Source organism: Pseudomonas phenolilytica (genome assembly GCF_021432765.1).
In the GTDB taxonomy this organism is placed as follows: domain Bacteria; phylum Pseudomonadota; class Gammaproteobacteria; order Pseudomonadales; family Pseudomonadaceae; genus Stutzerimonas; species Stutzerimonas phenolilytica.
Genome location: NZ_CP058908.1, coordinates 1687376 through 1707497, shown reverse-complemented (window position 1 = coordinate 1707497; position 20122 = coordinate 1687376). Strand labels below are relative to the sequence as shown.

Genomic DNA, 20122 nt, shown 5'->3' with positions numbered 1-20122 from the left:
TCCGTGGCGCATCTGCGGCCGCGTACCTCGTTCGATCAGCTTGTGTTTAGCCGCATGCGGCCGTATGGTTCGCGCGATTTCTTATCCGCCCAGGTGTGCACGACCGCAAGGTCCGCATTAAACGGGAAGCCGGTGCGCTCGCGAGAGCAAGGCCGGCGCTGCCCCCGCAACGGTAATCGACCGCGATCCAGCCGGATCGCCGTCCGCTCGACAGCCACTGTGTTCCGACATGGGAAGGCGAGCGCGATGAGCGTCGAAAGCCCGGAGACCGGCCTGGTGGATTCGACGGGTGTTGCGGAGGGCAGCACCGTCAAGCGCGGCCGTCTGCCTTTCGCCCCCGCTTGTTCCTGCCCTCCTCGAAAGCTGTGATCTTTTGAGGAATTCCAAGAATGAAACTGTCCCGACTTGCCCTGGCCGTGGCGCTGCTGCCTGGCACGCAGGTGTTTGCCGACACTACCGACGCCAACAGCTACCAGCTGCCCAACATGCTGGTGACTTCCGCGCGCCAGGCCGAGCCTCGCGCCACCGCCACCGCCGCCAACACCGTGTTCACCCGCGCCGATATCCAGCGCCTGCAGGCGCGCAGCGTGCCGGAATTGCTGCGCCGGGTGCCGGGCGTGACCGTCGGCAGCGCCGGCGGCCTGCCGTCGCTGTCGCTGCGCGGCACCGGCACCGCGCAGACGCTGGTGCTGCTCGATGGTCAGCGCATTTCCTCGGCCACCAGCGGCTTCGCCCGTCTCGATTACCTGGCGATCGACAATATCGAGCGCGTCGAAGTGATCCGCGGCCCGCGCTCGTCACTCTATGGTGCCGATGCGATCGGCGGCGTCATCCAGATCTTCACGCGCAGCGGCAAGCCCGGAGTGAAGCCGGAAATCCGCCTCGCGGCCGGCAGCGACCAGACCTTCCAGCGCAGCCTGAGCCTGGCGGCTGGCACCGAGCAGACCCGCGTCCATCTCGGCGCGAGTCTCGACGAGCGTGACGGTTTCGATATCAGCCGCGACAACCGCGGTGCCGACAGCGACGACGACGGCCAGCGTGCGCAGGCACTGCACCTGAAGCTGGATCACCAGCTCAATGCCGACTGGCAGGCGGGCCTCAGCCTCAACGATCAACGCGGCGAGAACGAATACGACGATGCCTACGACTTCGCCCCGGGCACACCGCAGGACGAGTTTCGTGTCAGCAGCTACAGCGGTTACCTGAACGGTCAGCTGACCGACGTCTGGAACAGCCGTCTGGAACTGGGCCGCAGCTTCGACCGCAACAAGGTGGTCGGCGCCAGCAGTCCCTGGAACAACGGCTTTCTGGAAACCACACGGCATTCGGCGGCCTGGATAAACCGGCTGCAACTGAGCGAACGCCAGCAGTTGAGTCTGGGCAGCGACTGGTACGAAGACCGTCTCGACGCATCCACCGCCTATCAGGAAGACAGCCGCGACAACCTGGCCTTCTTCGCCCAGCACAGCTTCCAGGGCGACCGTTTCGGTACCGAACTCGGCCTGCGCCACGACGACAACGAACAGTTCGGCAGCCACAACAGCTGGAACGCCGCCTTCAGCCTGCCGGTGGGCGAGTCGCAGCGCTGGATCCTCAGCTACGGCGAAGGCTTCCGTGCGCCGACCTTCTCCGATCTCTATTACCCCGGAATGGGCAATGCCGGCCTGAGCCCCGAAACGTCGAAGACCTACGAGCTGCAATGGCGCGCCGACGTAGAAGGCACTCAGCTGGAAGCCTCGGTCTACCGCACCGATGTGGAAGACATGATTGCCTGGGACAGTGCCGCCAGACGCCCGGAGAACATCAGCCAGGCACGGATCAACGGCTTCGAGGCCAGCGTGGCTCGCGAACTGCTGGGCTGGCAGGCCAGTCTGGGCGTGAGCGTCATTGATCCGCGTGATCGCGACAGCGGTCATGCCCTGCCCCGCCGTGCCAAGCGCACGCTGAGTATCGACCTCGATCGCGAATTCGGCAGCCTGTCGGCCGGCGCCGGCTGGCACGTCGCCAGCGCACGCCAGGACAATGCGGCCAATACCCGCGAGCTGGCCGGCTACGGCGTCTTCGATCTGCGCGCGGGCTGGCAGAGCCACCCCGAGCTGCTCTGGGAGGCCAAGGTCAACAACCTGTTCGACCGCGAATATACGCTGGCAACCTACGACCGCCCCACCGGCCCAGGCTGGACCGATCCGGTGCTGAACTACGGTTATCGCGAAGCCGGACGCACCGTCCTGTTCGCCATGACCTGGACCCCTTCGCTCTAAGCGGAATGCGGGCGCGCCCTCACGGCGCCGCCCGCGCCATCGCTTCGCAGAGCTTCCCGATCGCGCCCAGCATCTGGAAGCTCGGCCGCTCCAGCCCCTTGTCCGGCACGGCGAGCAAGCGCCCGCTACGCACCGCACTGAGCTGCGGCCAGGCTTTCCAGCTCTCCAGTTCGGCGCCGCTGCCGCCGAGGATCACCTCGGGATCGCGTGCCAGCACGGCTTCGACGCTCACCTGCGGCGCCGGCAGCTGAAGGTCGGCGAACACGTTCACCCCACCACATACCTCGATCGCCTCGCTGATGATCTGCGGGCCGCCGAGCGTATACAGCGGGCGATGCCAGACCTGATAGAAGACCCGCAGCGGCGGCGTGCGCGCGTATTGCTGACGCAGCTGCGCCAGGCCGTGGCGAAAGCGCTCGGCCAGCTGGACGCCCTGCTCGACGCGGTCGACGGCGCGTCCGATCAGCGCGAACTGTTCGGCCAGTTGTTCGAGCCGCGACGGCTCGACCACCAGCAGCGGGATGCCAAGCTGCTGCAACTGCTGACGCTGGCCGCGCGCAATGCTGTCGGGCCAGAGCAGCACCAGATCGGGACGCAGGCTGAGCAGCGTTTCCAGCTCCACCTGGCCGTAGCGACCGACCGATTGCACGCCGGCCAGCGCCGGCGGACGCTCGCCGCCATCGAGCACGCCGACCAGCCGATCGCCGGCATCGAGTTCGAGCATGATTTCGCTGAGCGAGGGCGCCAGGCTCACCACCCGCTGTGCCGCGCTCGCCGAAAGCGGCACCAGCAGCAGCGCGACGAACCACAACAGGCGCATCAGCGCAGCTGCCGCGGAATGCGATAGAGGATGAGCAAGCTAAGGCTGCCGAGCACCAGCAGCAGGCGCGCCACCGGTTCCATGCCGAGCAGCGCGCCGACCGCCGCCAGCCAGGCCGGCAATGACGCGATCAGCAGCGCGCGTCGGCGAATACGCCGCAGCTGCGCCCAGGCCGCCGGCTCGGCGGTGTCACCCAGCGCCTGCTCCGTGGCGATCAGCGCATGTTTGAAGCGGGTGAACGCCGGCAGGCTGAAGAACAGCGAAGCGAGGCCGGCGGCGAACAACACCAGCCCCCCGTTGCCCAGCTGCAGCCCGGTGCGACCAAGCAGCAGCGCCGGCAGCACCATCAGCGCAGCATGCAGCCAGCCCTCGCGGGCGAGCTGGCGGCGGACAGCAGCGCGATTCACGACTGCTCGGCTTCGCCCTGATGAATCTCGCCGAGCATGTGGCCGAGCTTGCCGGCCTTGGTCGCGAGGTATTTGCGGTTGTGCGGATTGTGCGCGATCTGCAGCGGCTTGCGCTCGGCCACGCGGATGCCGAAGCCCTGCAGCGCCTTGACCTTGCGCGGGTTGTTGGTCATCAGCTTGACCTCGACGATACCCAGGTGCTCGAGCATCGGCAGGCAGATGCCGTAGTCGCGCATGTCCGGCGCGAATCCCAGACGCTCGTTGGCCTCGACGGTGTCGGCGCCGCCGTCCTGCAGTTCATAGGCGCGAATCTTGTTCAGCAGGCCAATGCCACGACCTTCCTGGCGCAGGTAGAGCAGCACGCCACGGCCCTCCTCGGCGATGGCACGCATGGCCGCCTCGAGCTGGAAGCCGCAATCGCAGCGCAGGCTGAACAGCGCGTCGCCGGTCAGACATTCGGAGTGCAGCCGCCCCAGCACCGGCTTGCCATCAGCCACGTCGCCCAGGGTCAGCGCGACATGTTCCTTGCCGGTGTCCTGGTCGAGAAATCCATGCATGGTGAACACACCGAACGGCGTCGGCAGTTTGGAAGCGGCGACGAACACGACAGACACGGGCGGAAGTCCCAGAGAGGAAAAAGGCGGATATTGTAACACTAACTGGACGGCGCAAAGGGCGAGCGTAATCGGCCAAATGTAATCCGAATCGATGCCCCGACGCCCTCCGACCGGACTGCACAACGCTCATCCGCCGGTGACGGATCGCCCGCGCTAGATTTTCGACTCCAGCCGGAGCACACCCTGATCCTCGCGCCAGCTGACCCGGCCAAGGAAGCTCATGCCCAGCAGGGCCTCGCTGGGCGATTCGCCCTCGAGCACGACCGCTTCGACGCCCAGCACGTCGATGCTGCCGACCTTGACGCTGTTCAGGCGCACGCGCCAGGCCTTGGCCGTACCGCTGGCGGTGTTGACCAGCAGCGGCTGGCCGGCGGCCCGGTAATCGATGCCCAGCCGCCGCGCCTGGTTTTCGTTGATGGCGACCGAGGTCGCTCCGGTATCGACAAGGAACTGCACCGGCTGGCCATTGATCGATCCGGCGATCCAGTAATGTCCGCCCACGCCTTTGGCCACGCTGAGCTGAGTCTTTTCCGGTGCGGCATAGCCGGCGCCGCTGTACTCGCGACTCAGGCCGTAGCTGCGCTCGACGCCGCCGACGCGCAGCACCGCACCGCGTGAATCGGCACTCACCACTTCGACGCCGCCGGGACCGGCCTGGCCGACCTTGACCAACTTGCGCTGGCCATCGACGTTCAGCACCGCGGCGCCGGGAAACAGCCCGACCACCTGCACCATCGGTGCGGACACCGCCAGCGACGGCAACAGCAGCAAGCCAGCGAGAAGAAGTTCAAAGCGACGCATGGGAGTCCTTGAAAGTAGGCATTGGACAGGCCGGGCAATCTTCCGCCAGCCGCGCGGAGGATTCAGCGAGCCGCCGCACACTTGATCACGCCAGCAGTGCCACCAGCCCCTGCATCGCCGCCCAGGCAGCGGCGCCGGCGAGAATGTCGTCGAGCATGATGCCGATGCCGCCGTGCACATGGCGGTCGACCCAACTGATCGGCCAGGGCTTGGCGATGTCCATCGCGCGGAACACCACGAAGCCGAGCAGCAGCCAGTGCCAGCCTTGCGGTGCCAGCCAGAAGGTCATCCAGATGCCGACGAACTCGTCCCAGACGATGCCCTCGTGGTCGTGCACGCCCAGCTCGCGCGCCACCTTGCCGCACAGCCAGATACCGAACAGCATGCTCAGCACCAGCAGCACGCCATAGCCCCAGCCCGGCAGCAGCTGCCACAGCGGCACGAACGGCAGCGCCACCAGCGAGCCCCAGGTGCCAGGCGCCTTTGGCATCAGACCGGAGCCGAAGCCGAACGCCAGGTTGTGCCAGGGATTGGACCAGACCAGGACTTGCGGCTTGGCCGCGAGCGGCGAGGAGTCAGTCAAGACGGCGTTCCTTTTCTGAGCGCACTGGCGCAACGACGCTATGCATGGAAATGGTTGTAACCACGCGAGGACACGGGTAGTTCGTTGCCCGCCGCATCGACCAGCTGCACGCCCTGCCCGACCGTGACGCAGCCGATGACATGCACCGGCCATTGGGCGTCCTGCAGCGCCGCCAGCTCGGCGGGCGGCAGGGTGAAGGTCAGCACGTAGTCGTCACCACCGGCGAGCGCGCAGCGCAGCGCCTCGGCGGTACCGGCGAGGCGCTGCAGCGGCGCGGACAGCGGCACCCGCTCGCGCTCGATCCGCAGCGCGACGCTCGACGCCTTGGCGATATGCCCGCAGTCGGCGAGTAGCCCGTCGGAGATATCCAGCGCCGCCGTGGCCCGCCCGCGCAGCGCCTCGCCCAGCGCCAGCTGCGGCTGTGGCGACCAGTAGCGCGCCAGCAGATGCTCGGCGACGTCCGCATCGGCCTCGGCCTGCCCCAGCACCAGCGGCAAGGCGCCGGCGGCCTCTCCGAGCACGCCGCCGACGCAGAGCAGATCGCCGACCTGCGCGCCGGATCGAACCAGCGCCTGCCCGGCCGGCACCCGGCCGAACACGGTGACGGTCAGGCACAACGGCCCGCGGGTGGTATCGCCGCCGATCAGACGCAGGCTGCAGTCGAGCGCCATCGCATCCAGCCCGCGGGCGAATTCGGCCAGCCAGAGCGCGTCGGCGGCAGGCAGCGTCAGGGCCAGGGTGAAGCCGATGGGCGTCGCGCCCATGCCCGCAAGATCGCTGGCGGCAACTGCCAGTGCGCGCTGGCCGAGCAGGAACGGATCGCAGGAATCGGGGAAATGCACCCCGGCGACCAGGGTATCGGTGGACACGGCCAGCTGTTCGCCGGTGGGAATGTCCAGCAGGGCGCAATCGTCACCGATGCCCAGCACGACTTCGCCGCCGGCCCTGGCGCAAGCGGCGGCGGCGAAGTAGTGACGGATCAGCTCGAACTCACCCAGCAAGGCGAGCAGCCCTCAGCGCTTGTGGTTGCGCACTTCGGCGCTGCGCAGAGTAGGCGCCAGCTTGTCCAGCACGCCGTTGACGAACTTGTGCCCGTCGGTGGCGCCATAGACCTTGGCCAGCTCGATGCCTTCGTTGATGACCACGCGGTACGGCACGTCGACGCGCTGCATCAGCTCGTAGGTGGACAGGCGCAGGATCGCCAGCTCGACCGGGTCCAGCTCGTCCAGTGGACGATCGAGGTTCGGCTCGATGGCCTGATCGACTTCGGTCTTCTTGCGCGCGACGCCGTTGAGCAGTTCGTGGAAGTAGGCACCGTCGACACCGCTGAAATCGTTGTCGACGCGGAACTGCGCTTCGATTTCGTTGAGGCTCTGACCGGCCATGTGCCACTGGTACAGCGCCTGCATCGCCAGGCTCCGCGCCACCCGGCGGGTAGCGATCTTGCCCTTGGCCTTGGGCTGCGGAGCGTCCTGGCTATCGTCGTGATTCAGGCTCACTTCGCCTCCAGCTGCGACAGCAGGCTCACCATTTCCAGTGCGGAAAGTGCGGCTTCGGCGCCCTTGTTGCCGGCCTTGGTGCCGGAGCGCTCGATAGCCTGTTCGATGGAGTCGACGGTCAGCACGCCGAAGGCGACCGGTACGCCGAACTCCATGGAGACCTGAGCCAGACCCTTGGTGCATTCGCCGGCAACGTATTCGAAGTGCGGCGTGCCGCCACGAATGACCGCGCCGAGGGCGACGATGGCGTCGTATTCGCCCTGTTGGGCGACTTTCTGCGCGACCAGCGGAATCTCGAAGGCACCCGGTGCACGGATGATGGTGATGTCGTTCTCGCTGACGCCGTGGCGAACCAGCGCGTCGACCGCGCCGCTGACCAGGCTCTCGACGACGAAGCTGTTGAAGCGGCCTACGACCAGGGCGTACTTGCCCTGCGGGGCGATGAAGGTTCCTTCGATGGTCTTCAGGGGCATGGGTGCTTTCTCATCTCTTTAAAGAACGAAGGCGCCGCGGACTGCGCGGCGCCTCTGATTTATTCGGCCGGAAGGTATTCTACAACTTCCAGATCGAAGCCGGATATCGCGTTGAACTTCATCGGCGCGCTCATCAGGCGCATCTTGCGCACGCCCAGGTCACGCAGAATCTGCGAACCGGCGCCGACGGTACTGTAGGTCGCCGGGGTCGGCGGCTGCTGACGGGTCAGCTGCGCCAGCAACTGTGGGCCGGTCAGCGGATTGCCGAGCAGCAGCACCACGCCCTTGCCGGCCTTGGCCACCTCGCTCATCGCCGCGCGCAGGCTCCAGCGGCCCGGCACGGTGACCAGCAGCAGATCACGCAGCGGCTCCATGTTGTGCACGCGCACCAGCGTCGGCTCCTCGGGGGAAATCTCGCCGCGGGTCAGTGCCATGTGCACGGTGTCCTCGACGCCGTCGCGGTAGGTGACCAGGTTGAACTGGCCCAGCTCGGTGTCCAGCGGCTGCTCGGAAACCCGCTCGACGGTGCGCTCGTGGATCATCCGGTAGTGGATCAGGTCGGCGATGGTGCCGATCTTCAGCCCGTGCTGCTCGGCGAACACTTCCAGCTCCGGGCGGCGCGCCATGGTGCCGTCATCGTTCATGATCTCGCAGATCACGCCGGACGGCTCGAAGCCGGCCATGCGCGCCAGATCGCACGCGGCCTCGGTGTGGCCGGCACGCGCCAGCACGCCGCCCGGTTGTGCCATCAGCGGGAAGATGTGCCCGGGGCTGACGATGTCTTCGGCCACGGCGTTCTTCGCCACCGCGGCCTGCACGGTGCGCGCGCGGTCGGCGGCGGAAATGCCGGTGGTCACGCCTTCGGCGGCCTCGATGGAAACGGTGAACTTGGTGCCGAAACCGGAACCGTTGCGCGGCGCCATCAGCGGCAGCTTGAGCAGTTCGCAGCGCTCGCGGGTCATCGGCATGCAGATCAGCCCGCGGGCGAAGCGCGCCATGAAGTTGATGTGCTCGGCGGTGACGCATTCGGAGGCGATGATGATGTCGCCCTCGTTCTCGCGGTCCTCGTCATCCATGAGAATGACCATCTTGCCGGCGCGGATGTCTTCGATCAGTTCTTCAGCGGTATTGAGCGCCATCGGGCGTCTCCTCAATTCTTCAGATAGCCGTGCTCGGCGAGAAAACCTTCGGTGAGCGCCGAGGCCTTGGGTTCGGCGGCCTTGTCGCCCATCATCAGGCGCTCCAGGTAACGCGCCAGCAGGTCGACCTCCAGGTTCACCTGCCGCCCGGGCCGGTAGTCGGCCATGATGGTTTCGCCGAGGGTATGCGGCACGATGGTCAGCTCGAATTCGGCGCCATTGACCGCATTGACCGTGAGGCTGGTGCCATCCACGGTGATCGAGCCCTTCAGCGCGATGTACTTGGCCAGCTCGCGCGGCGCGCGGATGCGGAACTGCACCGCGCGGGCGTTATCTTCCCGCGCCACCACTTCGCCGACACCATCGACATGGCCGCTGACCAGATGGCCGCCGAGGCGGCTGGTGGGCGTCAGGGCCTTTTCCAGGTTGACCCGGCTGCCGGCCTTGAGATCGATGAAGGCGGTGCGCGCCAGGGTTTCGCGGCTGACGTCGGCCCAAAAGCCGTTGCCCGGCAGCTCTACCGCGGTCAGGCAGACGCCGTTGACGGCGATGCTGTCGCCCAGCTTGACGTCGCCCAGATCGAGCTTGCCGGTCTCGACCAGCACGCGAACGTCGCCACCTTTGGGGGTGAGCGCACGGATGGTGCCGATGGCTTCGATTATTCCGGTGAACATGTGGCCTCCCGCGGAAGGCTGATGAAACGCTGCATACGACGAACTCCTGTTTAGAAAAACAGGGCGCTACGGATCGATAGGGATGCATGACGGGCACGCGAACGGCGCCCATCGGAATATCCCGCTCTCTCTCATCCGGACTATACCGTCGGCCCCGGAATCACACCGGGTCTGCTGACCTTGCCGAAGCAAGCGCTCGCGGGCTAGGCCGAAGCCATTACCGCCGGTGGGGAATCGCACCCCGCCCTGAGAACGTTGGGCCAGACGCGGCCCGGCAGCGTTTTTAACACAAATAGCCGCAAACGGCAGCCAGCTTGTGCGTTCGCAGCGATTATGGCGACGAAAGCCTGGCGCTATCGGCGGCCGGTGATTTCAGTCACCGGATGCCGCGTTCAGCGGGCGGGAATCGCGACGATCCTCCAGTCGTCGCCCACCGCGCGGATGTCGACGATCTTCAGTTCGCGCGCCTCGCTCATGCGCTCCAGCGGCAGCTCCAGCAGCGGCCGCGCCGAGGAACCGAGGAACTTGGCGGCCATGAACACCTGGTATTCGTCGATCAGGCCGAGACGGGCGAACGCACCGACCAGCCGCGGTCCGGCCTCGACCAGCACCTCGTTGGCACCACGGGCAGCCAGCTCGCGCAGCAGCGCGGTCAGGTCGACCCGCTCCTGCCCCAGCACCAGCGCCTCGTGGCCGGCGCAACGATAGGTTTCCTCGCACCCCGCAACCGCCGTGACGACCAGCGCCGGACCAGCCTGGAAGAACGGCGCATCCAGCGGCACGCGCAGCCGACCATCGACCAGCACCCGCAACGGCGGGCGCGCAAGCACCAGCGCGGTGGTTTCCGCGTCCAGCCCCAGTTCGGCGCGCACGGTCAGCCGCGCGGCATCCATCAGCACGGTGTCGGCGCCGGTCAGCACCACGCTGGAGCGGGCGCGCAGGCGCTGCACCTCCGCACGCGCCGCCGGGCCGGTGATCCACTGGCTCTCGCCGCTGGCCATCGCCGTGCGTCCGTCCAGGCTCATCGCCAGCTTGGCGCGCACGTATGGCAGACCGCTTTCCATGCGCTTGATGAAGCCCGCATTGAGTTCCCGCGCCTCGGCTTCCAGCACGCCGCTGGCAACTTCGATGCCGGCGCTGCGCAGAAATTGCAGGCCGCGCCCGGCGACCTGCGGGTTCGGGTCCTGCATGGCCGCCACCACGCGGCCGACGCCGGCCTTGACCAGCGCTTCGGCACAGGGCGGCGTGCGCCCGTGGTGGCTGCAGGGTTCGAGGGTGACGTAGGCAGTGGCGCCACGCGCCCGCTCACCGGCCTGGCGCAGCGCGTGAACCTCGGCATGCGGCTCGCCGGCGCGTACGTGCCAGCCTTCGCCTACCAGCTCGCCATCGGCGACGATGACGCAGCCGACCCGCGGGTTCGGATGGGTCGAATACAGCCCCTTGCGCGCCAACTGCAGCGCGCGGGCCATCCAGGCGTGGTCGCTGGCGCTCATTCGGATTTCGCCGGCTCGCGGGACAGCCGTTCGATCTCCTCGCGGAACTCGTTGAGGTCCTGGAAGCGGCGGTAGACCGAGGCGAAGCGGATATAGGCGACCTCGTCGAGCTTCTGCAGCTCGGCCATCACCAGCTCGCCGAGCACCCGCGACTTGATCTCGCGCTCGCCGGTGGCACGCAGCTGATGCTTGATGTGGGCGATGGCCGCTTCCAGACGCTCGACACTGACCGGACGCTTCTCTAACGCACGCTGCATGCCGGCACGCAGCTTCTGCTCGTCGAACGGCTGGCGGCTGCCATCGGATTTGATCAGTCGCGGCATCACCAGCTCGGCGGTTTCGAAGGTGGTGAAGCGCTCGCCGCAAGCCAGGCATTCGCGGCGGCGGCGCACCTGATCACCCTCGGCAACCAGGCGGGAATCGATGACCTTGGTGTCATGGGCACTGCAGAAGGGACAATGCATGGGCGGGATTCGGTCGAACGTCGGGGCGGCCATGGTAGCGCATCCGACCGGCAAGACAAGGCAGCGGCTTTGCTGCTATACAAGCCCGATTCGCCGTAGTTCTGGAGCTTTCCGTGCCCTTGCGTACCGCCTTCGTGCCCCTGCTGCTGATCCTGCTGGCCGGCTGCGGCAGCCAGCCGCCCGCACCACCTGCGCCGGTCGAACTGAGCAGCGCGCCGCACTCGAAATTGCACAACGAACTGAGCGGCAGCCTGATCGGCGCGCCGGCCGGCAGCGATGTCGAACTGGCGCTGCTGGAGGTCGACCGCCGCGACCAGCCGGATCGCCTGCTGAGCAACGTGCAGCTCAAGGGACGCGGCTCGGAGCTGCCGTTCATCCTGCAGTTCAACCCGGACGCCTTTCCCGCCGGCCAGCGCGTCGAGCTGCGCGGGCGGGTGACGCGCGCCGGCCAGTTGATCATGCGTCTGCCGGCGCTGCAGATCCACAAAGCCAACAGCCAGGCGCTCGGCCCGCTGCAGCTGGTGCCCGCACCATGACGGCACCGGCGCCGTTGCAGGCAGCGCTGAACGCACTGCTCGGCGACGCCCGGCTGGTCGCCGAGCCGCTGCCGGGCACCGATCTGCGTCTGTGGCTGATCGATGCGGCCAACATGGATCGCGCCTTCAGCCCGGAGGAAACCCGGCGGATTCTCGACGAGCCACCATATTGGTGTTTCTGCTGGGCCAGCGGGCTGGTCCTGGCCCGCTGGCTGGCCGAGCGCCCGGACTGGGTGCGGGGCAAGCGCGTGCTGGATTTCGGCGCGGGTTCCGGCGTAGCCGCCATCGCCGCGGCTAAGGCAGGAGCCGCCGAGGTGGTGGCCTGCGACCTGGACCCGCTGGCACTCGCCGCCTGCCGGGCAAACGCTGCGCTGAACGACGTCGAGCTACGCTATTCGCAAGACTTCTTCGGTGAGGCGGACCGCTACGATCTGGTCATCGTCGCCGACGTGCTCTACGACCGCACCAACCTGCCGCTGCTGGATCACTTCCTCAGTCGCGGTCGCGAAGCGCTGGTGGCCGACTCGCGGGTACGCGACTTCGCCCATCCGCTGTATCGGCGCCTGGATGTGCTGGACGCCTGCACCTGGCCGGATCTCGCCGAGCCGGCCGAATTCCGCCAGGTCAGCCTCTATCACGCGGCGCGATAGCTGCCGGGAGAGTGACGTGAGCGAGTCAACCCTGCGTCTGTTCTTCGCGCTGCCCTGCCCGCGCGAGCAGGCGGCGGCCATCTGTCGCTGGCGCGACGAGCAGGCGCTGCAAGGCCGACCGGTTCCGCCACAGAACCTGCACCTGACCCTGGCGTTTCTCGGTGCGCAACCGGCCGATTGCCTCGCCGGCCTGCAGCGGCTGGCGGCCGATCTCGACTGCCCGGCATTCGAGCTGACCCTGGATCGCCTGATCACCCTCGGCAAGGGTTTCATCTGCCTGCAGCCGAGCGCACCGCCGCCGGCGCTGGACTACCTGGCGGCGGCGCTGCGCGCGCAACTGGCCACACTCGGCCTGGTGCTCGACAGCCGGCCCTTTCTGCCGCACCTGACGCTGACGCGCCATGGTCACGAGCGCGTGCACGGCCACAGCCCGGCATTCGGCTGGACAGTGGATCGCTTCGTGTTGTTCGTCTCGGAAACTACCGCGCAGGGCGCGCGCTATCGCGAGCTGGGCAGCTGGCCGCTGCGGGCATCCGGGACGACCGTGACGGCCGTCCCGGACTGAGATCAGGCGGGAATTTCGATCAGGAAGCGGAACAGCGAGCCGTGCTGTTCCACGCTCAGGCAGTTATAGCCCTTGGCGCGGGTGTCTTCCGGGATGCCGTTGACCGACTGCGAGCAGTCGGTGACCACTTCCAGCAACTGCCCCGGCTGCATGGTCGCCAGGGTTTCCAGCGTGGCGATGGCGTTGTACGGGCAATGCTCGCCGCGCAGATCAAGCGAGAGATTCGGTTTGGCCTGGCTCACGGGCAGGACTCCTCTTGGTTTGGAAACGTTTGGCGTTCAGATGCACCAGCAGCATGGCCACGGCCAGCCCGGCGAAGGTCAGCATCAGGCCACTGGTCGCACCGAAGCTTTCCAGCAGGTTGACCTTCGGATAAGGCAGCGCCAGCGACGTGCCGAGTTCATCCCAGTACACCGCCACCAGGGTGCCGCCGATGACGTTACCGATGCCGACCACCCAGAAGTGCACCTGGCCTTCCATCGCACGGTACATCCAGCCGGTCTCGCAGCCGCCCGCCACGACGATGCCGATGCCGAACAGCAGGCCGCCGATGATCGCGTTCGGCCCCATCCAGAAGATCTTCGGACTGGCGCCCAGGGCGATCGCGCCGAAGGTGCCGACGCAGGCCACCGCCATGCCCAGCAGGATGCCGTAGGCGGCGCGGGTGCGGCCGGTGGTCCACAGATCACGCGCGGCGCTGGTGAAGCAGATCTGCGCGCGCTCGATCAGCCCACCGAACAGCAGGCCGAACAGCACCGCCATGCCGAGCACCAGCGAGGTATCGAAGCGCCAGGCGGCGAAGCCGATCGCCAGCACGGCAACCGCCACGCCGAGGCGCGCCTGCAGCGCGGCACGGCGCCGCGTGCCTTCGACGTCGCCAAACAGCGAACTGGCCTGGCTGCCCACTTTCAACGGCGTGCGCAGCCAGGGCAGCAGACAGATCTTCACACCGATCCAGGCGCCACCGACGGTCGCCAGCATGAACGCCCAGGCGTGCAGCGAGAACATCGGGATGCCGGTGAAGAACGCCGCCAGGTTGCAGCCCATCGCCAGCCGCGCGCCGAAGCCGGCGATGACGCCGCCGATCAGCCCCTGCACCAGGCGCCGCTTGCTGGTCGGCCAGCGCAGGCTGACGTTGTTCGCCCACAGCGCCGCGCATAGCGCGCCGAGCAGCATGCCGATGATCATCACGCCATCGACGCGATCGAGCGGCGTGCCGGCCAGACCGATTAGTTTGAAGTAGCTCCACTCGGCAGGCGTGTAGCCGAACCAGGACAGGACGTGGCCACCCCAGCGGGTGAATTCGCCGGTGACGGCCCAGAAGGTTCCGGTGATGGCGAAGTAGTAGGCGGAGGCGACGCCCAGCGCGACGAGCGCGGGCAAAGGCGACCAGAAGCGCACGAGATAGCGCTCCCGGAAGTCGGACAGAACGGACATCGATGACTCCTTTTGCGCGACTGCAATCGCCGCACCAAGAAAAGGGGACGCAAGTATAGGGGCCACTACGCGTTTCGTCGCGTCGCATCGCCCGCCCTTGCTTCCCGCACCCGGCGTCCCCACTTAACATGCCGAGCTTTCACGTCTTTCGCCGCCCGAGAATCCCGATGAGCCAGACGCCCTACATCTTCGATGTCACCACCGCCAGCTTCGAACAGCTGGTGCTCGAAAATTCCTTCCACAAACCGGTGCTGGTCGACTTCTGGGCCGAGTGGTGTGCGCCATGCAAGGCGCTGATGCCGCTGCTGGCGAAGATCGCCGAGGAGTACCAGGGCGAGCTGCTGCTGGCCAAGGTCAACTGCGATATCGAGCAGGACATCGTCGCCCGCTTCGGTATCCGCAGCCTGCCGACGGTCGTGCTGTTCAAGGACGGCCAGCCGGTGGACGGCTTCGCCGGTGCGCAGCCAGAGTCGGCCATTCGCGCCATGCTCGAGCCGCACGTGCAGGCACCGACCACGCCGCAAGGCGATTTACTGGAAAGCGCGCAGGCGCTGTTTGCCGAAGGTCGTTACGCCGAGGCCGAAGCGCAGCTGCAGCAACTGCTTGGCGAGGACAACGAGAACGCGGCGGGCCTGATCCTGTACGCCCGCTGCCTGGCCGAGCGCGGCGAGCTGGGCGAAGCGGAAACCGTGCTCAATGCCGTCAAGGGCGACGAGCACAGGCAGGCACTGGCCGGCGCGCGCGCCCAGCTGACCTTCCTGCGCCAGGCCAACGACCTGCCGGAAGTCGCCACGCTGAAAAGCCGCCTGGCGCAGAACAGCGAGGACGACGAGGCCGCCTATCAGCTGGCCATCCAGCAGTTGGCTCGTCAGCAATACGAAGCGGCGCTCGACGGGTTGCTCAAGCTGTTCGTGCGCAACCGCGGCTATGCCGAAGGCTTGCCGCACAAGACGCTGCTGCAGGTCTTCGATCTGCTCGGCGGCGACCATCCGCTGGTTACGCTGTACCGTCGCAAGCTGTACCAGGCGATCTACTGAGCGGTCAGGACGCCGGGCAGCCCTCACCGATCCAGTGATAGCTCGCGGTATCCGCGCCGTTCTCGACCCGCACCTGATCGCAGTGGCGCAGTCGCACCAGCAGGCGCTTGGCCATCGACGCACTGCCGGTCAGCGCCTCCAGCTCGGCAAACAGCTCGGGGCCATCCAGCCGGCCTGCGCGGCGCAGGCGCTCGCGCGCGGTGTGCCACAGACTGTCGTCGGCGGACGGCGCGATATCGGCGGCGCGCGCGCTGGGTGCCAGCGGCAGATTGCGCGCCAGCTGCGCCCAGTCCTGCTCGTCCAGCTCGATGTTCAGATCGACCGGCCATTCGCCGATATGCCCACGGATACGAATCATGCTGCTCTCCTTCGGTAGCGCGGCGCATGCTCCCATGACCGCGACGGGCTGGCCAGTCGACGCAAAAAGGCGTTATAACGTAACCCCCATCAGTTCCCGGAACCGACCATGCGCCCGCTGCTGCTCGCCCTGCCATTCGTTCTGCTGCCTTTCAGTTACAGCCAAGCACAGGACGATCACCACCACCACGAACACGATGCCACCGCCAGTCTGGGCGCCCACGAGCACGGCACCGCTCACCTCGATGCGGCGCTGGACGGCACTGTTCTGGAGCTGGCGCTGCGCAGCCCGGCGGCGAATCTGCTGGGTTTCGAGCACGCCCCAGCCAGCGCGGCGGACGAAGCGCAGATAGCGCACACGCGTCTGCAATTGGAGCAGCCGCGGGTGCTGTTCGGCCTGCCGGAAGCCGCCGGTTGCGACGTCAGCGAACAGGAACTGCATGGCGACTTGCTAGGCGGCGCACACGCCGGCTATCAGCGCCGCGATGGCGACGCCGCGCCCAGCGAGCCCGCCGCCGCCCGCGCGGATGGGCACAGCGACATCGAAGCGCACTACCGGCTCGACTGCCGCCATCCTGAGGCGATACAGGCACTCGATCTGCGCACGCTCTTCGAGCGCTTTCCGGCTACCGAGCGGATTCAGGTCCAGCTGATCGGCCCGCGCGGCCAGCAAGGCGCCGAGCTGACGCCGGACCATGCGCAGCTGACGTTCTGATGTCAGCCTCCGACCTGCTCGAACTCGACGACCTCGGCTTCGCCTGGCCCGGTCAGGCCGAACTGTTGGACATTCCGCGCTTTCGCCTGGCGCGCGGCGAAAGCCTGTTTCTCAAGGGGCCGTCCGGTAGCGGCAAGACCACCCTGCTCGGGCTGATCGGCGGTGTGCAACGCGCCGGCCGCGGCAGCGTGCGCCTGCTCGGTGAAGACCTCGGCCGCCTGTCCGCTGGTGCGCGTGACCGTTTTCGTGTCGATCACACCGGCTACATCTTCCAGCAGTTCAACCTGCTGCCGTTCCTGCCGGTGCACGAGAACGTCTGCTTGCCCTGCCGCTTCTCGCGGTTACGTGCGGGCCGGGCGATCCAGCGCCACGGCAGCCTGCGCCAGGCAGCGGCAGCCCTGCTCGAACAGCTGGGTCTGCCGGCGACACTGCTGGCACGACGCGCCGATACGCTGTCCATAGGTCAGCAGCAACGGGTCGCCGCCGCGCGTGCGCTGATCGGCCAGCCCGAGCTGGTGATCGCTGACGAACCGACGTCGGCACTGGACGCCGACAGCCGCGAAGCCTTCCTCGATCTGCTGTTCGGCGAATGCCGGGCCGCGGGGGCGAGCCTGCTGTTCGTCAGCCACGACCAGAGCCTGGCGCCGCGCTTCGACCGCAGCCTGACGCTGGCCGAACTCAACCGCGCCGCGCGCGGCGCGGAGGTCTGAGGATGTACCTGTTGCGCCTGGCGCTGGCGAGCCTGAACAACCGCCGCTTCACCGCCGTGCTCACGGTATTCGCCATCGCGCTGTCGGTGTGCCTGCTGCTCGCCGTCGAGCGGATCCGCACCGAGACGCGCGCCAGTTTCGCCAGCACCATCAGCGGCACCGACCTGATCGTCGGCGCCCGCTCCGGCTCGGTGAATCTGCTGCTGTACTCGGTGTTCCGCATCGGCAACGCCACCAACAACATCCGCTGGGACAGCTATCAGCAGCTGGCCGGCCACCCGCAAGTCAAATGGGCGATTCCGCTCTCGCTGGGCGACTCGCACCGCGGCTATCGCGTACTGGGCACCAGTCCGGCGTATTTCGAGCATTACCGCTACGGTCGTCAGCAGCCGCTGCAACTGGCCGAGGGTCGCGCGTTTGCCGACGATCCGTTCGAGGTGGTGCTCGGTGCCGAAGTCGCGCAGAGCCTCGGCTACCGGCTGGACGCGCAGATCGTGCTGGCACACGGCGTGGCCAAGGTCAGCCTGGTGCAGCACGACGACAAGCCGTTCCGCGTGGTCGGCATCCTGCGGCGCACCGGTACGCCGGTAGACCGCACGCTGCACATCAACCTCGCCGGGATGGAGGCGTTGCATGTCGACTGGCGCGGCGGTGTACCCGCCCGCGGCGCCGGGCGGGTGAGCGCCGAGCAGGCGCGCACGCTCGACCTGCAGCCACAGCAGATCACCGCCGTGCTGCTCGGCCTGAACAGCAGGATCGCCACTTTCGCCCTGCAACGCGAGATCAACCAGTATCGCGGCGAGCCGCTGCTGGCGGTGCTGCCCGGCGTGGCGCTGCAGGAGCTCTGGAGCCTGATGGGCACCGCCGAACAGGCGCTGTTCGTGGTCTCGCTGTTTGTCGTGCTGACTGGGCTGATCGGCATGCTCACCGCGATTCTCACCAGCCTCAACGAGCGCCGGCGGGAGATGGCGATCCTGCGCTCGGTGGGCGCGCGACCCTGGCATATCGCCGGTCTGCTGGTGATCGAGGCGTTCGCCCTGGCGCTGGCCGGCGCGGCGCTCGGAGTGACGCTGCTGTATGTCAGCATCGCCGTGGCGCAGGCGCCGCTGCAGCAGTTTTATGGCCTGTATCTGCCGTTCGGCTGGCCGAGCGGCTATGAATGGCGCCTGCTCGGTGCGATCCTGCTGGCGGCCGTGCTGATGGGAGCGGTGCCCGCCTGGCGCGCCTATCGGCAGTCGCTCGCCGACGGCCTGTCGATCAGATTGTGAGTGCACCCATGTCGCGTTTGCTGCTCGTCCTGCTGCTGATCCTGCCTGCCGCCTTCGCGGGCGAGGCGCGCCTGCTGCAGTGGTCGGAACTGATTCCCGAGGGTGCGCCACCACCGCCACCGCCGACGCCGCTGCACGATCTGTCGCAGCTGGCCGACGCGCTGGCGGCGGAGAGCGGCCCAGCCGCACGCCAGCAGTCACCGGCCGCGCCGGTGGTCGAGGCGCTGGACGGCATCGTCGCCCGGTTGCCCGGCTACATCGTGCCGCTGGAGATGGATGGCGAAGGTCGGGTGATCGAGTTCCTGCTGGTGCCCTACTTCGGCGCCTGCATCCATGTGCCGCCACCGCCGTCGAACCAGATCGTGCACGCCACCAGCGAGCTGGGGGTCAGGGTCGATGAGCTGTATCAGCCGTACTGGATCGAGGGGCCGCTGAAGGTGGAGCCGGCCAGCAGCGAGCTGGCCGAGGCGGGTTATCGGATGGTCGCGCAGACGATCGAGCTGTACGAGCTGGACTGAAGACGCTCAGCCCGCGCGGGCAACCTGACGCTCGCGCTCGAAGCTCAGCTCGTCCTCGGCCCATTGCCGCCAGGCACGCACCCTGCGACGTTCGGCGCCGGCACGCTCGGCCTGTTTCAGCGCGTCCAGCCCCGCCTGCCAGTGCGCCTGCTCCAGCTCGAGCTGGGCGACATTCATCCAGAACTTGGCGGCGCCCGACTGGTTGGCCAGCTCGCGGTAGATTTTCGCCGCCGCGCCGCGCTCGCGCGCTTGCCACCACAGCATGGCCAGCCGCTCGCGGCGGGTGCCGTTACTGGCCAACAGGCCGGCGTCGAGCATGCCTTGCAACAGCTTGGCGCCTTGCCACGGCTGGTTGGCGGCGCTGGCCAGCAGTACCAGGTTGTCCAGCTCGGCGTCACTGAAGCGCAAGCCCTTGGCGTGCGCAGTGCGCAGCGTCGCCAGTGCCTTGTCCTCGGCACCGGCGAGCTGCTGCAGCCCGGCCAGCTGGCGCCAGACCTTCACCTGCTCGGGATGCCGCAGCAGCAACTGGCGCTGCCAGCGCTCGGCCGCGGAGTAGTGCTTGAGTTCGGCGTTGCCGGCGACCAGGAACTGCAGCCAGATGTCGTCGGCGCGCGGATTGGCCTGTACATAGCGCTCGGCCAGCGGCAGGGCCTTGGCATGCTGCCCAAGGCCCTGGTAGGCCTGCACCAGCATCTGCAGCACGCCTTCGTCGGCCTGGTCGGCCTTCGCCAGCAGGCTGACGACCTTGGCGAAGCGCCCTTCGACCAGATTGAGTCGCGCCAGATTGAGCCGTTCGCCGGCCAGCAGCGCCTCGTCCAGCTTGCCGCTGGCGACAGCCTTGTCCAGCCACTCCAGCGCCTGCCGATTGTTGCCCTCGGCCCAGGCCAGGTAACCGCGACTGCGCCAGAGCAGCGCCTCCTCCGCGCTGCCGGCCTGCGCCTCGACACCGCTCAACGCCTTGCGCGCCGCCGGGTAATCGCCCTTGGCCTGTGCCGATTGTGCGCGCTCGAGTGCGGCGAAGATCGCCGGATCGATACTCTGCGCGGCGTGCGCTGCGCAGCTGAAGCAGAACAGCAGCAGGACCAGCAGACGAGGCAT

Annotated in this window: 25 protein-coding genes and 2 riboswitches; of the genes, 9 read left to right on the top strand and 16 right to left on the bottom strand. The window is 67.6% G+C overall.

From position 1 onward, the window contains the following. The first annotated feature begins 74 nt into the window (after positions 1 to 74). Positions 75 to 291: riboswitch (cobalamin riboswitch) on the top strand. Between the two features lie 98 nt (positions 292 to 389). Further along, positions 390 to 2261, top strand: coding sequence for a TonB-dependent receptor domain-containing protein (locus tag HU825_RS08140; RefSeq protein WP_234303262.1), 1872 nt, complete (start codon positions 390 to 392; stop codon positions 2259 to 2261). 19 nt (positions 2262 to 2280) lie between these two features. On the opposite strand, the gene HU825_RS08135 is transcribed toward HU825_RS08140, so the two are convergent. The 12 genes from HU825_RS08135 to nrdR form a co-directional block, all read right to left on the bottom strand. Next, positions 2281 to 3081, bottom strand: coding sequence for a cobalamin-binding protein (locus HU825_RS08135; protein WP_054093436.1), 801 nt, complete (start codon positions 3079 to 3081; stop codon positions 2281 to 2283). Beyond that, the gene (locus tag HU825_RS08130; RefSeq protein WP_054093435.1) at positions 3081 to 3488 is read right to left on the bottom strand and encodes a hypothetical protein; all 408 of its coding nucleotides are present in this window, start codon (positions 3486 to 3488) and stop codon (positions 3081 to 3083) included. Before HU825_RS08130 ends, HU825_RS08135 begins: the two co-directional genes overlap by 1 nt. Beyond that, positions 3485 to 4102 (bottom strand): GTP cyclohydrolase II, encoded by a 618-nt coding sequence (gene ribA / locus HU825_RS08125; protein WP_043298068.1) that lies wholly within the window; start codon positions 4100 to 4102, stop codon positions 3485 to 3487. The genes HU825_RS08130 and ribA overlap by 4 nt, the downstream gene beginning before the upstream one ends. Positions 4103 to 4258: 156 nt before the next feature. After that, positions 4259 to 4906, bottom strand: a complete 648-nt coding sequence (locus tag HU825_RS08120; RefSeq protein ID WP_156716209.1) for a retropepsin-like aspartic protease family protein — start codon at positions 4904 to 4906, stop codon at positions 4259 to 4261. Positions 4907 to 4991: 85 nt separating this feature from the next. Next, complete coding sequence (locus HU825_RS08115) at positions 4992 to 5489, bottom strand: phosphatidylglycerophosphatase A family protein (RefSeq protein WP_234303261.1); 498 nt, start codon at positions 5487 to 5489, stop codon at positions 4992 to 4994. A gap of 38 nt (positions 5490 to 5527) precedes the next feature. Continuing rightward, entirely contained in the window at positions 5528 to 6490 is a 963-nt protein-coding gene (gene thiL, locus HU825_RS08110) for a thiamine-phosphate kinase (RefSeq protein ID WP_156716207.1), read from the bottom strand. Between the two features lie 12 nt (positions 6491 to 6502). Next, the gene (nusB, locus tag HU825_RS08105; protein WP_431978468.1) at positions 6503 to 6982 is read right to left on the bottom strand and encodes a transcription antitermination factor NusB; all 480 of its coding nucleotides are present in this window, start codon (positions 6980 to 6982) and stop codon (positions 6503 to 6505) included. 2 nt (positions 6983 to 6984) lie between these two features. After that, positions 6985 to 7461 (bottom strand): 6,7-dimethyl-8-ribityllumazine synthase, encoded by a 477-nt coding sequence (ribH, locus tag HU825_RS08100; protein ID WP_003289143.1) that lies wholly within the window; start codon positions 7459 to 7461, stop codon positions 6985 to 6987. 59 nt (positions 7462 to 7520) lie between these two features. After that, positions 7521 to 8600 carry a bifunctional 3,4-dihydroxy-2-butanone-4-phosphate synthase/GTP cyclohydrolase II gene (gene ribBA, locus HU825_RS08095; RefSeq protein WP_043298073.1) on the bottom strand — a complete coding sequence of 360 codons (1080 nt, stop codon included), beginning with the start codon at positions 8598 to 8600 and terminating at the stop codon, positions 7521 to 7523. An 11-nt stretch (positions 8601 to 8611) separates the two neighbouring features. After that, positions 8612 to 9274, bottom strand: coding sequence for a riboflavin synthase (locus HU825_RS08090; RefSeq protein WP_234303260.1), 663 nt, complete (start codon positions 9272 to 9274; stop codon positions 8612 to 8614). A gap of 119 nt (positions 9275 to 9393) precedes the next feature. Further along, positions 9394 to 9532, bottom strand: a riboswitch (FMN riboswitch). A gap of 134 nt (positions 9533 to 9666) precedes the next feature. Continuing rightward, positions 9667 to 10767 carry a bifunctional diaminohydroxyphosphoribosylaminopyrimidine deaminase/5-amino-6-(5-phosphoribosylamino)uracil reductase RibD gene (gene ribD, locus HU825_RS08085; protein WP_234303259.1) on the bottom strand — a complete coding sequence of 367 codons (1101 nt, stop codon included), beginning with the start codon at positions 10765 to 10767 and terminating at the stop codon, positions 9667 to 9669. Beyond that, entirely contained in the window at positions 10764 to 11231 is a 468-nt protein-coding gene (nrdR, locus tag HU825_RS08080; RefSeq protein ID WP_003289148.1) for a transcriptional regulator NrdR, read from the bottom strand. Before nrdR ends, ribD begins: the two co-directional genes overlap by 4 nt. Positions 11232 to 11350: 119 nt before the next feature. Between nrdR and HU825_RS08075 the strand changes: the two genes are divergently transcribed. From HU825_RS08075 to thpR, 3 genes are read left to right on the top strand one after another with little or no spacing between them, the layout of a single operon-like run. Next, on the top strand, positions 11351 to 11767 hold the full coding sequence (locus HU825_RS08075) for a YbaY family lipoprotein (RefSeq protein ID WP_431978467.1): 417 nt from the start codon (positions 11351 to 11353) through the stop codon (positions 11765 to 11767). After that, a complete protein-coding gene (locus HU825_RS08070) occupies positions 11764 to 12417 on the top strand; it encodes a class I SAM-dependent methyltransferase (protein WP_234303257.1) in 654 nt (217 codons plus the stop codon). Before HU825_RS08075 ends, HU825_RS08070 begins: the two co-directional genes overlap by 4 nt. 16 nt (positions 12418 to 12433) lie before the next feature. Beyond that, positions 12434 to 12982 carry an RNA 2',3'-cyclic phosphodiesterase gene (gene thpR / locus HU825_RS08065; protein WP_234303256.1) on the top strand — a complete coding sequence of 183 codons (549 nt, stop codon included), beginning with the start codon at positions 12434 to 12436 and terminating at the stop codon, positions 12980 to 12982. A 2-nt stretch (positions 12983 to 12984) separates the two neighbouring features. On the opposite strand, the gene yedF is transcribed toward thpR, so the two are convergent. Next, positions 12985 to 13224, bottom strand: coding sequence for a sulfurtransferase-like selenium metabolism protein YedF (gene yedF / locus HU825_RS08060; protein WP_003289152.1), 240 nt, complete (start codon positions 13222 to 13224; stop codon positions 12985 to 12987). Next, entirely contained in the window at positions 13193 to 14419 is a 1227-nt protein-coding gene (yedE, locus tag HU825_RS08055) for a selenium metabolism membrane protein YedE/FdhT (RefSeq protein WP_234303255.1), read from the bottom strand. The genes yedF and yedE overlap by 32 nt, the downstream gene beginning before the upstream one ends. Before the next feature lie 167 nt (positions 14420 to 14586). Between yedE and trxA the strand changes: the two genes are divergently transcribed. After that, positions 14587 to 15456 (top strand): thioredoxin, encoded by an 870-nt coding sequence (gene trxA / locus HU825_RS08050; RefSeq protein WP_156716203.1) that lies wholly within the window; start codon positions 14587 to 14589, stop codon positions 15454 to 15456. A 4-nt stretch (positions 15457 to 15460) separates the two neighbouring features. Here the strand turns inward: trxA and HU825_RS08045 are convergent, their stop codons facing one another. After that, a complete protein-coding gene (locus HU825_RS08045) occupies positions 15461 to 15814 on the bottom strand; it encodes a hypothetical protein (RefSeq protein ID WP_043298080.1) in 354 nt (117 codons plus the stop codon). 108 nt (positions 15815 to 15922) lie between these two features. Between HU825_RS08045 and HU825_RS08040 the strand changes: the two genes are divergently transcribed. The 4 genes from HU825_RS08040 to HU825_RS08025 are packed head-to-tail and all read left to right on the top strand — an operon-like array spanning position 15923 to position 19024. Next, positions 15923 to 16528: a DUF2796 domain-containing protein gene (locus HU825_RS08040; protein WP_043298081.1), complete on the top strand. Its 606-nt coding sequence runs from the start codon at positions 15923 to 15925 to the stop codon at positions 16526 to 16528. Next, positions 16528 to 17238 (top strand): ABC transporter ATP-binding protein, encoded by a 711-nt coding sequence (locus HU825_RS08035; RefSeq protein ID WP_043298082.1) that lies wholly within the window; start codon positions 16528 to 16530, stop codon positions 17236 to 17238. Before HU825_RS08040 ends, HU825_RS08035 begins: the two co-directional genes overlap by 1 nt. A gap of 2 nt (positions 17239 to 17240) precedes the next feature. Then, positions 17241 to 18506, top strand: coding sequence for an ABC transporter permease (locus HU825_RS08030; RefSeq protein WP_234303254.1), 1266 nt, complete (start codon positions 17241 to 17243; stop codon positions 18504 to 18506). A gap of 8 nt (positions 18507 to 18514) precedes the next feature. After that, entirely contained in the window at positions 18515 to 19024 is a 510-nt protein-coding gene (locus HU825_RS08025) for a DUF3299 domain-containing protein (protein WP_234303253.1), read from the top strand. Between the two features lie 6 nt (positions 19025 to 19030). Here HU825_RS08025 and HU825_RS08020 read toward each other — a convergent pair whose 3' ends face one another. Next, on the bottom strand, positions 19031 to 20122 hold the full coding sequence (locus HU825_RS08020) for a tetratricopeptide repeat protein (RefSeq protein ID WP_234303252.1): 1092 nt from the start codon (positions 20120 to 20122) through the stop codon (positions 19031 to 19033).

What these genes read in the sequence shown, in the direction of transcription:
- HU825_RS08140 (WP_234303262.1), top strand. Translation starts at nt 390, where the DNA reads ATGAAACTGTCCCGACTTGCCCTGGCCGTGGCGCTGCTGCCTGGCACG.
- HU825_RS08135 (WP_054093436.1), bottom strand. Translation starts at nt 3,081, where the DNA reads ATGCGCCTGTTGTGGTTCGTCGCGCTGCTGCTGGTGCCGCTTTCGGCG.
- HU825_RS08120 (WP_156716209.1), bottom strand. Translation starts at nt 4,906, where the DNA reads ATGCGTCGCTTTGAACTTCTTCTCGCTGGCTTGCTGCTGTTGCCGTCG.
- ribH (WP_003289143.1), bottom strand. Translation starts at nt 7,461, where the DNA reads ATGCCCCTGAAGACCATCGAAGGAACCTTCATCGCCCCGCAGGGCAAG.
- ribBA (WP_043298073.1), bottom strand. Translation starts at nt 8,600, where the DNA reads ATGGCGCTCAATACCGCTGAAGAACTGATCGAAGACATCCGCGCCGGC.
- HU825_RS08090 (WP_234303260.1), bottom strand. Translation starts at nt 9,274, where the DNA reads ATGTTCACCGGAATAATCGAAGCCATCGGCACCATCCGTGCGCTCACC.
- ribD (WP_234303259.1), bottom strand. Translation starts at nt 10,767, where the DNA reads ATGAGCGCCAGCGACCACGCCTGGATGGCCCGCGCGCTGCAGTTGGCG.
- nrdR (WP_003289148.1), bottom strand. Translation starts at nt 11,231, where the DNA reads ATGCATTGTCCCTTCTGCAGTGCCCATGACACCAAGGTCATCGATTCC.
- HU825_RS08070 (WP_234303257.1), top strand. Translation starts at nt 11,764, where the DNA reads ATGACGGCACCGGCGCCGTTGCAGGCAGCGCTGAACGCACTGCTCGGC.
- yedE (WP_234303255.1), bottom strand. Translation starts at nt 14,419, where the DNA reads ATGTCCGTTCTGTCCGACTTCCGGGAGCGCTATCTCGTGCGCTTCTGG.
- trxA (WP_156716203.1), top strand. Translation starts at nt 14,587, where the DNA reads ATGAGCCAGACGCCCTACATCTTCGATGTCACCACCGCCAGCTTCGAA.
- HU825_RS08045 (WP_043298080.1), bottom strand. Translation starts at nt 15,814, where the DNA reads ATGATTCGTATCCGTGGGCATATCGGCGAATGGCCGGTCGATCTGAAC.
- HU825_RS08040 (WP_043298081.1), top strand. Translation starts at nt 15,923, where the DNA reads ATGCGCCCGCTGCTGCTCGCCCTGCCATTCGTTCTGCTGCCTTTCAGT.
- HU825_RS08035 (WP_043298082.1), top strand. Translation starts at nt 16,528, where the DNA reads ATGTCAGCCTCCGACCTGCTCGAACTCGACGACCTCGGCTTCGCCTGG.
- HU825_RS08030 (WP_234303254.1), top strand. Translation starts at nt 17,241, where the DNA reads ATGTACCTGTTGCGCCTGGCGCTGGCGAGCCTGAACAACCGCCGCTTC.
- HU825_RS08025 (WP_234303253.1), top strand. Translation starts at nt 18,515, where the DNA reads ATGTCGCGTTTGCTGCTCGTCCTGCTGCTGATCCTGCCTGCCGCCTTC.
- HU825_RS08020 (WP_234303252.1), bottom strand. Translation starts at nt 20,122, where the DNA reads ATGCCTCGTCTGCTGGTCCTGCTGCTGTTCTGCTTCAGCTGCGCAGCG.